We start from the raw sequence: 12,316 nt of genomic DNA, 5'->3' as shown, positions 1-12,316 counted from the left end.
CACGTCGATCAGCGACCCGTAAAGACGAGGATGCTCGGGCCTTCGCCGCGCCGATGCGGCTTCGGCCCGGCCGCCCGCCTCAGTTCGTCTTGGTCACAGGCGCGGTGGCAGGGGCCTGGGCCGGCTCGGCGGCGGCCTGCGGGGTGCGGCCGACGACGGCGGTCAGCAGGCCCTGGCTCCAGAGCTGCTTGGCCGCCTTCTTGGCGTCGTCGAGCGTCACGGCGTTGACGATCTCGCTGCGCTTCTCGATGTAGTCGATCGGCATCTTGTCGAGCTGATATTGCAGCATCGCCTGCGCCAGCTTGGAGGAGGTGTCGAGCGCCAGCATCTGCGAGCCGTTGATGTAGGACTTGGCCTCGTCGAGCTCCTGCTGGGTCGGGCCGTCCTCGGCGATGCGGCGGATCTCCTGTTCGACGGCGGCGATGGTCTCGCCGGCGCGGTCGAAGCGCGTGGCGGTGTTGCCGATGAACAGCGCGGAGTGATCCATCCATAGCAGCGCGTCATAGACGGAGTAGGCGAGACCGCGCTTCTCGCGCACTTCCTTGTAGAGCCGCGACGACAGTCCGCCGCCGCCGAGAACGTGGTTCACCACATAGGCGGCCATGAAGTTCGGGTCGTGCCGGCGGATGCCGGGGCCGCCGAAGGTGATGACGGTCTGCGGCACGTCGAGCGACACGAGCACGCGCTCCGGCGGCTTGGTGGCGACGATGTCGGGCACCGGCGTCAACTGAGCCTTGTCGGGCAGCGCGCCAAAGGTCTGGTCGAGCAGCTTGCCGAGCGTGGCCGGATCGACGTCGCCGACGACCGCGACCTTCAGCGTGTCCTTGGCGAGCACGCGCCGGGTGTAGTCCTTGAGATCGTCGACGGTGATGGTCGGCACGCTCTCCAGCGTGCCGTTGGAGGGGCGGCCATAGGGGTGGTTCGGGAAGGCGAGCTCGAGGAATTTGCGGCCCGCCAGCGCGCTCGGATTGGTCGTCTCGCGGCGCAGGCCGGAGAGCACCTGCGAGCGGATGCGCTCGACGTCGGTGCTGTCGAAATGCGGCGAGGTCAGCGCCGCGCGCAACAGCTCGAACGCCTCGTCCTTGTTGTCGCGCAGCATCCGCAGCGAGCCACGGAAATTGTCGCGCGCGACCTGGAACGAGAGCTCGATGGCGCGGCGGTCGAGCCGCTCGTGGAAGGTCTTGGAATCGAGCTCGCCGGAGCCCTCGTCGAGCAGGTCGGCGACGAGATTGCCGACGCCGGGCTTGCCGGCAGGGTCCTGCGCGGCGCCGCCCTGGAACGCATATTCCATGGCGATCAAGGGCACGGTCGCGTCCTGCACGAACCAGGCTTCGATGCCGCCGGGCGACACCAGGCGCTGGATCTTGGTCGCGGCCTCTGCGGCCGGAGCGATCGTGAGCGCTGCGGCCGCGACGGTGAGGACGCAGGCGAAACGGCGGGCGAAGGTCATTGTGCTGATCACGACCGCTTCTCCTCGCGCTTGGCCGCATTGTCCTTGACCAGATAGCCGGTGACGGATCGCGTCTTCTGCAGCCAGGTCTGCGCCGCGGCGCGCACCTGCTCGGCGGTGACGGCGCGGATGCGGTCCGGCCAGCTTCTGATGTCCTCGATGCTGAGGCCGGTGGTGAGGCCGCCGCCATACCAGCGCGCCATCGTGGCCTGGTTGTCCTGGGCGTAGATCGCCTCCGCGATCAGCTGGGTCTTGACGCGTTCGAGGTCGGAGGCCGGAACCGGGTTCTGCGCGATCTCGGCGATGACGCTGTCGACCACCGCCTCGACCTGGGCGAAATCGACGCCGGGCCGCGGTGCAACCGCGATCGAGAACTGGGTCGGATCGAGCGACGTGCCCTGATAGGACGCGCTGGCATTGATCGCGAGCGGCTTGTCGACGACCAGTGCGCGGTAGAGATAGGAATTGCTGCCGCTGCCCATCAGCTGCGCCAGCACGTCGAGCGCGGCCGACTGGCCGGGGGCGGCTGTCGTGGCCGACGGCACCAGATAGAAGCGGCGCATCGAGGGCTGCTCGACATGCGGATCCGCCAAGGTGACGGTGCGTGGCGCGACCGGCTCCGGCTCCTGCGGCCGCAACCTGCGTGCGGGAATGTCTGCCTGCGACGGGATCTTGGCGAAGGTCTGCTCGACCAGCGGCCGCACTTCCTTGGCGTCGGTGTCGCCCGCGATCACCAGGATCGCGTTGTTGGGCGCGTAGAAGCGGCGATAGAACGCCAGCGCATCCTCGCGGCTGAGCTTCTCGATCTCCGGCTTCCAGCCGATCACCGGCCGGCCATAGGGATGGTTGACGTAGAGTGCCGCCATGATCTGCTCGTTGAGGCGGGCTTCCGGCGAGTTGGCGACGCGCATGTTGTATTCCTCGAGCACGACGTCGCGCTCGGGCAGCACGTTCTCATCCTTCAGCACCAGGCCGGTCATGCGATCGGCCTCGAACTCCATCATCTTCGGCAGCTGATCGCGCGGCACGCGCTGGAAGTAGCCGGTGTAGTCGACCGAGGTGAAGGCGTTCTCATTGCCGCCGATCTTCAGCACGGTCTTGGAGAACTCGCCGGCCGGATGCTTCTCGGTGCCCTTGAACATGAGGTGCTCGAGGAAGTGCGCCAGTCCCGATTTGCCGGGCGTCTCGTCGGCGGAGCCGACCTTGTACCAGATCATCTGCGTGACCACCGGGGTGCGGTGATCCTGGATCACGACGACCTGCAGGCCGTTCGGAAGGGTGAAACTGGCGGGGGGCTCGGAGGCAAACGTCGTTTGCGCCGCAGCGCCGGCCGTGAACGCGAGCAGAGAGACGAGCGCGGCAGCGACGGGGATGAACCGGTGCGAGGACATCATGATCCTTCTGAAGGCCCGAGAGGGGCGATCGGGTTTGAGCGCAGCATGCTACACCGCGCGGGACGGAGCCCGGCGTCACAAAGCGGCGATGCATGGTGCTGCCGCAAGACATTAAATTTCGCTAACGCCGGCACTGCCGGCGGTTCCGGAGACCTTGGGGCGGCGGACGGAATTACCGTTCCTTGCCGGTCATGATGTCCATCTGCTTGGCACCCAGCGGCTCCTGCGGACCGGTGCCGTAGGCATAGCTCGGCGATGGCGTCTGGTAGCCGGGCGGCGGCTGGGTCAGGCTTTCGCGCTGCGGCTCGCTGGTGAACGGCTTCGCCTCGCTGTCATTGCCCTTGAACATGCCGAACAGGCCGCCCTTGAAGCCGAGCTGCGACGGGCTCAGCATCGGATTGTTGGTGACGCCCGGCTGGACCGGCTCGGTCTGCTTGGCGGACGCGGTGCGTCCGGCGCGCATCTCGGCGGGCGTCAGCGGACGCGCCGACGCGACGGGATCCTTGTTTTCCTTCTTGCGCGCAGCCGCGGCGGCACGACGGCGCTGCTCATCCGGGTCCTTCGGCCAGTTCGGCGCCGTGGCCTGTGCCGCGGCCGCCGCCGGGGGCGGCAGATCGAGCTTGGGCGGAACCACCAGCGGCGAACGCTCGCGGTAGTCGATCGTCGGCGTCTCCATGTTGGTGCCGCCGATCCCGCGCATCAGATTGTCGATGATCTTCTCTTCGAAGGTCTTGTCGTCTTCGTCGTCGTCCTGGGCGCGCGCGGTGCCGGCGGCCATCATGAGGCCGATTCCGAGCGCCACGGCGGACAGCCGCAGAGCGCGAATGGCCGTGCTGGTCACGATCCGGCCGCTGACTTCGGTCTTGCGCATGGCTTTCCCTGTCCTCGCTTGTCCAGTGCTCGTGATCAGACGAACCAACCGTGACCCCGACACTCGCGGACCCTCCGCAAGCGGGTCGTCCGGTCATCCGCCGATCCCGAAAACGTGAAGAACCTCAGGCTCTTGAGCCCAGATCGGCAGGACCGGTATCGACCCCGATCAGGGCGCTTTTGCGGCGGGGCCGCCGAAGAAGGAGTCATACAGCAGGCCCGCCACCCCGGCAACGATCGCCACGTCGGCCAGATTGAAGATGTACCAGTTGTACACGGTGCCGCCGATCTCGACATGGAACAGCGCAAAATCCACCACCGCACCATAGGCGAGCCGGTCGATGCCATTGCCGATGGCGCCGCCGATGATCATGCCGAGCGCCGCCGTGGCGAGCTTGGTTTCCGACCGCGCCATCCAGATCGCCAGCGCCACCACAGCGACGGCCTTCACCGCCATCAGCCCATATTGCGCGAGCGCGCTCTCGTTCTGCAGCCAACCGAAGGAGATGCCGATGTTCCAGGCGAGATAGAGGTCGAAGAACGGTGTGACCTTCACGGTGCCGCGGTTCGGCAGGTCGAACACATAGAGCAGCCACAGCTTGGAGGCCTGGTCGATGACCAGCGTGGCGAGGCCGGCGAGCAGGCCGAGGCGGAGGCGGGGGGTCATTGGACGAAAAGTGCTCCGCAGACGACGGTGCGCTCCCTCGCCCCGTTGTTACGGGGAGAGGGTTGGGGGGAGGGGCGGACGCACGGGGAGTGTCCGGGGTGAGACCTGTACCCCCTCACCCGGATTGCATCTGGCGATCCAATCCGACCTCTCCCCGCAGGCGGGGAGAAGTTAGAGCGGAGCGCGTCGCGCCATCCGTCCAAGCCAGGGAAGGGTCTGTGATTCACTAGACACTCACCCCGAGCGCCTTCCATTCGCGCAGCGCCTGCGCGTCACGCGGCGAGACGTCGGGATACTCTGCGTCCTCGCCGACGCTTTCCAGGATCTTCCAGGAGCGGGCGCATTTGCGGCCGACGGCCTTCTCGACAATGACGGCAACGCCCGGCACCGCATCGAGCCGGAACGCCTCCGCCGGTGCTTCGCCCTCGCGCACCTCATAGTTCGAGGTGATGCAGATCTCGGCCAGATCCGTGTCGAACAAGGTGCCGAGCAGCGCGCGATCGGCGACATAGATGATCGGCGAGGCTTCCAGCGAGGAGCCGATGGTCTTGGCCGCGCGGGCGAGCTCCAGCGCGCCGGTGACGACGCGCCTGATGTTGCGGATGGTCTCCCATTTCGCGGCCAGCGCCTCGTCGCGATAGCCATCCATCGTTTCTGGGAACAGCGTCAGATGCACCGACGGTGCGGCGTCAGGCCGGTACATCCGCCACGCTTCGTCGGTGGTGAAGGACAACACCGGCGCCAACCATTTCAGGATCGCGTCGCAGATCAGGTCGATCGCGGTGAGCGCGGCCTTGCGCGCCACCGAGGACGGCGGGTCGCAATACAGCGTGTCCTTGCGGATGTCGAAATAGAACGCCGACAGCTCGGTGTTCATGAACGCCGCGAGCGAGGCGATCACGGTCTTGTAGTCGAACGCGGCATAGGCGCGGCGGATGACCTCGGCCTGCTCGGACAATTGATGCAGCATCAGCCGTTCCAGCTCCGGCATGTCGGCGAACGCCACCGCCTCGCTGCGCTTGTAGTGATGCAGCGTGCCGAGCATCCAGCGGATCGAGTTGCGCAGCTTGCGATAGGTCTCGATGGTGTTCTTCAGGATCTCCGGGCCGATGCGCTGGTCGTCGGCATAGTCGGTCGCGCAGACCCACAGGCGCAGGATGTCGGCGCCGGAATCCTTGATGACCTTCTGCGGCTCGACGGTGTTGCCGAGCGACTTCGACATCTTCCGGCCGTTCTCGTCGAGCGTGAAGCCGTGCGTCAGCACCACATCGTACGGCGCCCGGCCGCGGGTGCCGCAGCTCTCGAGCAGCGAGGAGTGGAACCAGCCGCGATGCTGGTCCGAGCCTTCAAGATACATCACCGTATCCTGGCCGCCATCGACCTTGCGCTTGATGCCGGCGAGGCCGGGGAAATGCACGGGGTCTTCGAGCACGAAGGCGTGGGTCGAACCGGAATCGAACCAGACGTCGCAGATGTCGTCGACCTTCTTCCAGTCCTCATTGGCCCGCGAGCCGAGGAAGCGCTCGCGCGCGCCGTCGGCATACCAGGCATCGGCGCCTTCCTTCTCGAAGGCGTCCGCGATGCGGGTGTTCACCGTCTCGTCCTGCAGGATCTCGGCGGAGCCGTCGCCCTTTTCGCGCACGAACACCGCGATCGGCACGCCCCAGGCGCGCTGGCGCGAGATCACCCAGTCCGGCCGGTTGGCGATCATGCCGTTGATGCGGTTCTGGCCGGCCGCCGGCACCCATTGCGTGACCGAGATCGCGCGCAGCGCGCGGGCACGCAGGGTGTCGCCGGACTTCGCCTGACCGTCATCAGCGATGTCCTTGTCCATCGCGATGAACCATTGCGGCGTGTTGCGGAAGATCACCGGCTTCTTGGAGCGCCAGGAGTGCGGGTATTGATGCTTGAGCCGGCCGCGCGCCAGCAGCATGCCCGCCTCGGTCAACGCCTTGATGACGGCCTCGTTGGCGTCGCCCTTCTCGCCCTTGTCGTTGATGACGCGTTTTCCGGTGAAGCCCGGGGCGTGATCGGTCAGCGCGCCGTTCTCGTCGACAGTGTAGGGGATGGTGGTCGCGATGCCTCGGCCTTCCAGCTCGCGGCCATGCGCCATCCAGACGTCAAAGTCCTCGCGGCCGTGGCCGGGCGCAGTGTGGACGAAGCCGGTGCCGGTGTCGTCGGTGACGTGGTCGCCGGGCAGGAGTGGCACGACGAAATTGTAGCCGCCGGCGAGACCCCTGAACGGATGCGCGCATTCGACGGCATCCAGCGTGTCGCCGGGGATGTCGCGCAGTCTGTTGTAGCTCGTGACGCGCGCCTGCTTGAACACGCCCTCCGCGAGCGCGTCGGCGAGGATCAGCTTGTCGCCGGTCCTGGCCCAATTGTCCGCAGGCGCGTCGGTGACCTCGTAAAGGCCATAGGCGATCTTGGGCGAGAACGAGATGGCGCGGTTGCCGGGCAGGGTCCAGGGCGTCGTGGTCCAGATCACCACCGAAGCGCCTGCGAGCGCGCCATGGGCCGGCGAGGTCACCGGAAACTTCACCCACACCGTGTCGGACTGATAATCCTCGTATTCGACCTCGGCCTCGGCCAGCGCCGTCTTCTCGACCACGCTCCACATCACAGGCTTGGAGCCGCGATACAGCGTGCCGTTGGCGGCGAACTTCATCAGCTCGCGCGCGATCTGCGCCTCGGCCGGATAGGTCATGGTGGCGTAGGGATGGTCCCAGTCGCCAATGACGCCGAGACGCTTGAACTCCTCGCGCTGCACGTTGAGCCAATGCTCGGCATAGGCGCGGCATTCCTTGCGGAATGCGACCATGGCGGCGGAGTCGCGGAAGTCGGGCTTGGTCTTGCCCTTCTTGCGGTAGTTCTCCTCCTCGATCTTCCATTCGATCGGCAGGCCGTGACAGTCCCAGCCCGGCACATAGTTGGAATCGTGGCCGAGCATCTGCTGGCTCTTGGTCACGACGTCCTTGAGGATCTTGTTGAGTGCGTGCCCGATATGGATGTTGCCATTGGCGTAGGGCGGGCCGTCATGCAGCACGAATTTCGGCCGCCCCTGGGCGGTCTCGCGCAGCTTGCCGTAGAGGTCGATGTCACTCCAGTATTTCAGGATCTCCGGCTCGCGCTGCGGCAGGCCGGCGCGCATCGGGAATTCCGTCTGCGGCAGATAGAGGGTTTTCGAGTAATCGGCGGCGTCGGACTTTTGCGGCTTCTCGGACATCGTGATCTGGCTTGATGAGCTCAAAGAGGGGGCGCGGAGGCGCGAGCTGGGATCGCGGGCGGCGGAACGAGCAGAGACATCCCGGTCTTGCGCCGAGCTCGAAAAGCTCAGGCGGAAGCCGGGCCGCTAATGCCGATGATGCGCCGTATCAACATGGGGCTTTCTCATAGCAGCCGGACGGCGAAATCGCAAAGTGATCGTGCGCCGCCGGGCAGCCGGGCCTATTCGATCTCGCCGAGCCGGGGGAAGAGGCCTGCATTCGCCTGAAGCAGGGCGCGGGCCTTGGCACTGTCGTCGTCCATCTGCCGGATCAGGGCCTCGATCGAGCTGAATTTCGCCTCCTCGCGGATGAAGCCGATGAAAGCGATATCCAGGACCTCGCCATAGAGGCTGTCCTTGAAGTCGAACAGGAAGGTCTCGAGCAGCGGCGCGCCATTGTCGAAGGTCGGCCGGCGGCCGAAATTGGCGACGCCGTCGATCTGCACCCGGTTCGCACCGCGGCCGCGGCCAACCCGGACGGCATAGATGCCGTGGCGCAGGCCGCAATCGCGGTCGAGCCGCATATTGGCGGTGGGGTAGCCGAGATCGCGGCCGCGCTTCTCGCCATGGATGACCTCCGAGGTCACGAACCAGGGGCCGCCGAGCATCGCGGTGGCCTCGGCGACCTGGCCCTCGGCCAGCGCCTCGCGGATCGCGGTCGAAGAGACCGGCCGCTCGTCGATGTCGACATGGGGCTGCACGTCCACCTCGATGCCCAGTTTGGGGGCCTCGCTGGCGAGCAGAGTGGGCGAGCCGACGCGACCCTTGCCGAAATGAAAGTCGTAGCCGACCGCGATCCCGGCGACGCCGAGGCGGCCGATCAGTTCATGGTGAATGAAATCCTGCGCCGAGGTCTGGGCACGGCCCTTGTCGAAGGTCATGACGACGGCGCCCTGCAGCCCGGTTCCGGCCAACAGCCGCAGCTTGGCGCGTTCGTCGGTGAGTCGGAATTGCGGTGTGTTGGGGCTGAAGAAGCGCCGTGGATGCGGCTCGAAGGTCAGGGCGAGCGCCGGACGGCCGTGACTCTTGCCCATTTCGACCGCCGCCTCGATCACGGCCCGGTGGCCGAGATGGACGCCGTCGAAATTTCCCATCGCCACCACCGCGCCTTTGACGATGTCGGCCGGCGGGGTGGTGTCGCGGATGATCGTGAAAGCAGCCATGTGACGGAAATATCTCGTGGATTCGCGAAGCCGCCGATCGGCGGAGGTCGACCTGGACCGTGGGCGGCCGGCCTGCCGAAGTCAAGCCGAAGGGGGCCCCGGGCGCATGCAGCGCAGCAAAGCCGACATGCGAACGGGGTGCAGTTAACGCGCTGTTTAACGGCTGGTGCTACTCCTGAACCCGGATGGCGGAGGTCGTTCGAGACCTGAGCCGAAAAGATCGTTTTGGTAACAGTCTGCGCGTTGTGTTCGCGTTGGGGGAGTCAAGATGGCGGTTGATTTGACGATGCCGGTGCTCGTCGTCGACGATTACAGCACCATGATCCGTATCATCAGGAATCTTCTGAAACAGATTGGGTTCGAGGACATCGACGACGCCAGCGACGGCTCGATGGCGCTCAACAAGATGCGCGCCAAGAAGTATGGCCTCGTGATCTCGGACTGGAACATGGAGCCGATGACCGGCTACGACCTGCTCCGCGAGGTCCGCGCCGATCCCAACCTGGCGACCACCCCGTTCATCATGATCACGGCGGAATCCAAGACCGAGAACGTGATCGCGGCCAAGAAGGCCGGCGTGAACAATTACATCGTCAAGCCGTTCAACGCGGCGACCCTGAAGACCAAGATCGACGCCGTGTTCCCGGACATGGCCACGGCCTGAGCGCCGGTCGAATCCTGCGATCCCAGCATGAAAAACGCCCGGCCTGACAGCCGGGCGTTTTTCATTGTCACCACTTCAATTCCCGCATCAGGGCGCGCGGCGGATGGCCGAACAGCTCCTTGACCGAGGCCGGATCGAGCTGATCGACGCCGGCGAACTCCTCGGAATGAATGCCGCGGGTCACGAACAGGCAGTCGATGCCGAAAGCATGCGCGCCGGCGAGGTCGGTGCGGACGGAATCGCCGATCGCGAGCACCTCCTCGCGCGCGACCGGCCGGCCGGCATGCTGCTCGGCGAGCCGCATGGCGCGTTCGTAGATCGGCCGGTGCGGCTTGCCGTAGAAGATCACCTCGCCGCCGAGTTCGCGGTAGAGTTCGGCGATGGCGCCGGCGCAGTAGATCAGGCGGTCGCCGCGTTCGACCACGATGTCCGGATTGGCGCAGATCAGCGGCAGCTTGCGCTCCAGCGCGCGAAGCAGCATCGGCCGGTAATCCTCGGCGGTCTCGGTCTCGTCGTCGTAGAGGCCGGTGCAGATGATGTAGTCGGCCTCGTCCTGCGGCGACAGGGTCACCTCGAGGCCGCGATGGATCGAGTTGTCGCGCTCGGGGCCGAGCCAGAACACCTTGCCGCCGGGATGGTCCGCCACGTAATGGCGGGTCAGGTCGCCGGAGGAGACGATGGCGCTGTAGACCTCGTCGGCCACGCCGAGCTTGCGCAGCTGCCGCTGCACGGAATCGGCCGGCCGCGGCGCATTGGTGATCAGGATCACCGTACCGCCCTCGCGCCTGAAGCAATGCAACGCCTCGCAGGCCTCGGGAAAGGATTCCAGCCCGTTATGGACCACGCCCCAGATGTCGCTCAGCACGACCTGCTTGCGGCCGACCAGGTCGCGCAGCCGCTCTTCGAAGTGCAGCGACGTCATGGCAGCAGGCGCGGCTCAGGCCGGTCCGGCGATGCGACGCGCCAGTGCAGCATTGCCGACGCTTCGCGGTGAGGCGCTGGTGGTTGACGCGTCGGAGGAATGAGGGCCGGCGGCATTGGGATCCTGAATCTTGATGTCCTGCCCGCCTCCAGGGGAGGCCGCAGCGGCCACGCCGGTAGCAGATGAACCCTCGGGCCGCAATGGCCGCGGCGGGGCGAACAGGAAGCCCTGGCCGAACCGGACGTCGTAGTCGAGCAGGTCGATGACGCTGCGCTCGCCCTCGATCCGCTCGGCGATCAGGTCGATGCCGAAGCGGCCCAGCAGGTCGGAGAGGTCGGTCGGGTGGATGTCGGACACCGAGCCCTGCTTGGGATCGAGCAGCAGCGCCGCCGGCACCTTGATGAAGCGGATGCCGCGGTCGGCGAGCTCGCGCGGCTCGAACCGCAATTCGGTGACGTGGTCCATCGAGAAACGATAGCCGCGCTGGGCGAGCGCCGCGAGATGCTCGGTCTCGGTCGGGCCGAGGTTGCGCAACGTCGCCTGCTTGAATTCGAGCACGAAGGACGGCGCCAGCGCGCGGTTGGCTTCCAGGAAATCCAGGCACTGTGAGAAGTTGGCGGGGCTGCTCAGGGTGGCCGACGAGACGTTGCAGAAGATCCCGACCTCCTTGTTGCGCACCATCAGCCGGCGCAGCACCTGCACGCAGCGGAGCATCACCATGTGGTCGATGCGCCCCACCAGGCCGGCCGCCTCCGCGATGCCGATGAAGTCGTCGGCGGCAAGCACCTGGTCGCGCTCGTCGCGCAGCCGTGTCACCGCTTCGTAGAATCGCACCTTGCGTTGTGGCAGCGTCACCAGCGGCTGCAGATAAATGTCGAGACGGTTGTCGTCGAGCGCAGCCTTTACGGCGGCGAGCATCTGCGGCTGGCTGCGCGGGGCGGCGGGGGCTGCGGCAGCGGCCGGGGGCGCGTTGGTCGCGACAGGCGAGGGGCTCGGCTGCGACGGGACCGGCTTCGCAGGCGTCAGGCCGGCGGGAGGGGTGACGCGCATGCTGGGCTCGGCCGGCTTCACCTCGGGCGCGGTCGCGGGGGCGATTTTGGGCTCCACGACTGGAGTCGAAGCCGGTGCGGCCGCAGCAGGACGCACGGGTTCCGCCGAAGCAGACGGTGTCGGTGCCGATGCTGCTGGCTGGGCCTGAGAGGGGATCGCGGCGATCAGATCCTCGTGCTGTGCGACCGTGACGGCGAGCTGCTTCATCAGGCCGCCGAGCTCGTTGATCTCGCTGATCACGCCCTGCAGGCGGTCGGTGCTGACCGAATTCGACGACACCACGCGCCCTTCGACCGCGGACAGGCGGCGACCGAACTCGGCGACTTGGCGCGCGAGATCGGCGGTGCCACGCGACAGATCAGCAATCTGGCTGCCGACGTCGGAGCGGTCGCGCAGCCGCATCGACACGGCGTTGTAGAGGATGAGGAAGGTCAGCGCGGCGAGTGCGACGATCGCAGATTCCGAGCCACTCATACCGGCCACCGAATACAGGATCAGGCCGAGCGAAGCCGCGACCAGAACCATGCAGATGGCGATGAAAATCGTGGAAATCCGGATCATGCTGCGCGACGCTCCCAACCGAATACAACCCTAGCACTTCTGTTGATTCGCGAGGATAGCTGGCAGGATTCAAATACCGGGAGAGACAGATGATTTCCCCAGGGCGTGTCATTTACGCAAAATCACGCCGCAAGGTGAAGTGTCATCGTAGTGACGCGTCCCGTAGAACAACGGAGTACGGGCCAGCGTCGCTGGACATGGTGAACATTCATGAGAGGCGGAAGTCGATCGGCCGCGTTCCACGCGACGAAATCGGCGATTTTGTTTCTGGATCATTTCTGACGCGCTGACGCGGACCGATCGGCGCCTC

At 66.2% G+C, this 12,316-nt stretch carries 9 protein-coding genes; 1 reads left to right on the top strand and 8 read right to left on the bottom strand.

The window, feature by feature from the left end:
* Positions 1–79 precede the first annotated feature (79 nt).
* The 6 genes from HL671_RS24450 to HL671_RS24425 all read right to left on the bottom strand — a co-directional run bounded on the left by HL671_RS24450 (position 80) and on the right by HL671_RS24425 (position 8,809).
* Positions 80–1,450: a M16 family metallopeptidase gene (locus HL671_RS24450; RefSeq protein ID WP_210264075.1), complete on the bottom strand. Its 1,371-nt coding sequence runs from the start codon at positions 1,448–1,450 to the stop codon at positions 80–82.
* Positions 1,451–1,458: 8 nt separating this feature from the next.
* A complete protein-coding gene (locus tag HL671_RS24445; protein ID WP_012041952.1) occupies positions 1,459–2,844 on the bottom strand; it encodes a M16 family metallopeptidase in 1,386 nt (461 codons plus the stop codon).
* A 172-nt stretch (positions 2,845–3,016) separates the two neighbouring features.
* On the bottom strand, positions 3,017–3,715 hold the full coding sequence (locus tag HL671_RS24440) for a hypothetical protein (protein ID WP_041750465.1): 699 nt from the start codon (positions 3,713–3,715) through the stop codon (positions 3,017–3,019).
* Positions 3,716–3,883: 168 nt separating this feature from the next.
* On the bottom strand, positions 3,884–4,381 hold the full coding sequence (lspA, locus tag HL671_RS24435; protein ID WP_172239427.1) for a signal peptidase II: 498 nt from the start codon (positions 4,379–4,381) through the stop codon (positions 3,884–3,886).
* Between the two features lie 226 nt (positions 4,382–4,607).
* Positions 4,608–7,607, bottom strand: coding sequence for an isoleucine--tRNA ligase (gene ileS, locus HL671_RS24430; RefSeq protein WP_172239424.1), 3,000 nt, complete (start codon positions 7,605–7,607; stop codon positions 4,608–4,610).
* A gap of 221 nt (positions 7,608–7,828) precedes the next feature.
* Complete coding sequence (locus HL671_RS24425; protein WP_172239421.1) at positions 7,829–8,809, bottom strand: bifunctional riboflavin kinase/FAD synthetase; 981 nt, start codon at positions 8,807–8,809, stop codon at positions 7,829–7,831.
* 268 nt (positions 8,810–9,077) lie between these two features.
* Here HL671_RS24425 and HL671_RS24420 point away from each other — a divergent pair, with 268 nt between their 5' ends.
* A complete protein-coding gene (locus tag HL671_RS24420) occupies positions 9,078–9,473 on the top strand; it encodes a response regulator (protein ID WP_006613531.1) in 396 nt (131 codons plus the stop codon).
* A 67-nt stretch (positions 9,474–9,540) separates the two neighbouring features.
* Here the strand turns inward: HL671_RS24420 and HL671_RS24415 are convergent, their stop codons facing one another.
* Together HL671_RS24415 and HL671_RS24410 are read right to left on the bottom strand one after the other, a co-directional pair.
* The gene (locus HL671_RS24415) at positions 9,541–10,395 is read right to left on the bottom strand and encodes a TIGR01459 family HAD-type hydrolase (RefSeq protein WP_012041958.1); all 855 of its coding nucleotides are present in this window, start codon (positions 10,393–10,395) and stop codon (positions 9,541–9,543) included.
* A gap of 15 nt (positions 10,396–10,410) precedes the next feature.
* Positions 10,411–12,006 (bottom strand): EAL domain-containing protein, encoded by a 1,596-nt coding sequence (locus HL671_RS24410; RefSeq protein ID WP_012041959.1) that lies wholly within the window; start codon positions 12,004–12,006, stop codon positions 10,411–10,413.
* Positions 12,007–12,316 lie beyond the last annotated feature (310 nt).

It is taken from the genome of Bradyrhizobium denitrificans, from assembly GCF_013179005.1.
Taxonomy (GTDB): domain Bacteria; phylum Pseudomonadota; class Alphaproteobacteria; order Rhizobiales; family Xanthobacteraceae; genus Bradyrhizobium; species Bradyrhizobium denitrificans.
The sequence above is the reverse complement of the archived record's forward strand: the minus strand, read 5'-3'. Positions and strand labels throughout refer to the sequence as shown.

Bases quoted from the DNA above. Each gene is read 5' to 3' on its own strand.
- HL671_RS24450 (WP_210264075.1), bottom strand. From the start codon at position 1,450: ATGACCTTCGCCCGCCGTTTCGCCTGCGTCCTCACCGTCGCGGCCGCA.
- HL671_RS24445 (WP_012041952.1), bottom strand. From the start codon at position 2,844: ATGATGTCCTCGCACCGGTTCATCCCCGTCGCTGCCGCGCTCGTCTCT.
- HL671_RS24440 (WP_041750465.1), bottom strand. From the start codon at position 3,715: ATGCGCAAGACCGAAGTCAGCGGCCGGATCGTGACCAGCACGGCCATT.
- lspA (WP_172239427.1), bottom strand. From the start codon at position 4,381: ATGACCCCCCGCCTCCGCCTCGGCCTGCTCGCCGGCCTCGCCACGCTG.
- ileS (WP_172239424.1), bottom strand. From the start codon at position 7,607: ATGTCCGAGAAGCCGCAAAAGTCCGACGCCGCCGATTACTCGAAAACC.
- HL671_RS24425 (WP_172239421.1), bottom strand. From the start codon at position 8,809: ATGGCTGCTTTCACGATCATCCGCGACACCACCCCGCCGGCCGACATC.
- HL671_RS24420 (WP_006613531.1), top strand. From the start codon at position 9,078: ATGGCGGTTGATTTGACGATGCCGGTGCTCGTCGTCGACGATTACAGC.
- HL671_RS24415 (WP_012041958.1), bottom strand. From the start codon at position 10,395: ATGACGTCGCTGCACTTCGAAGAGCGGCTGCGCGACCTGGTCGGCCGC.
- HL671_RS24410 (WP_012041959.1), bottom strand. From the start codon at position 12,006: ATGATCCGGATTTCCACGATTTTCATCGCCATCTGCATGGTTCTGGTC.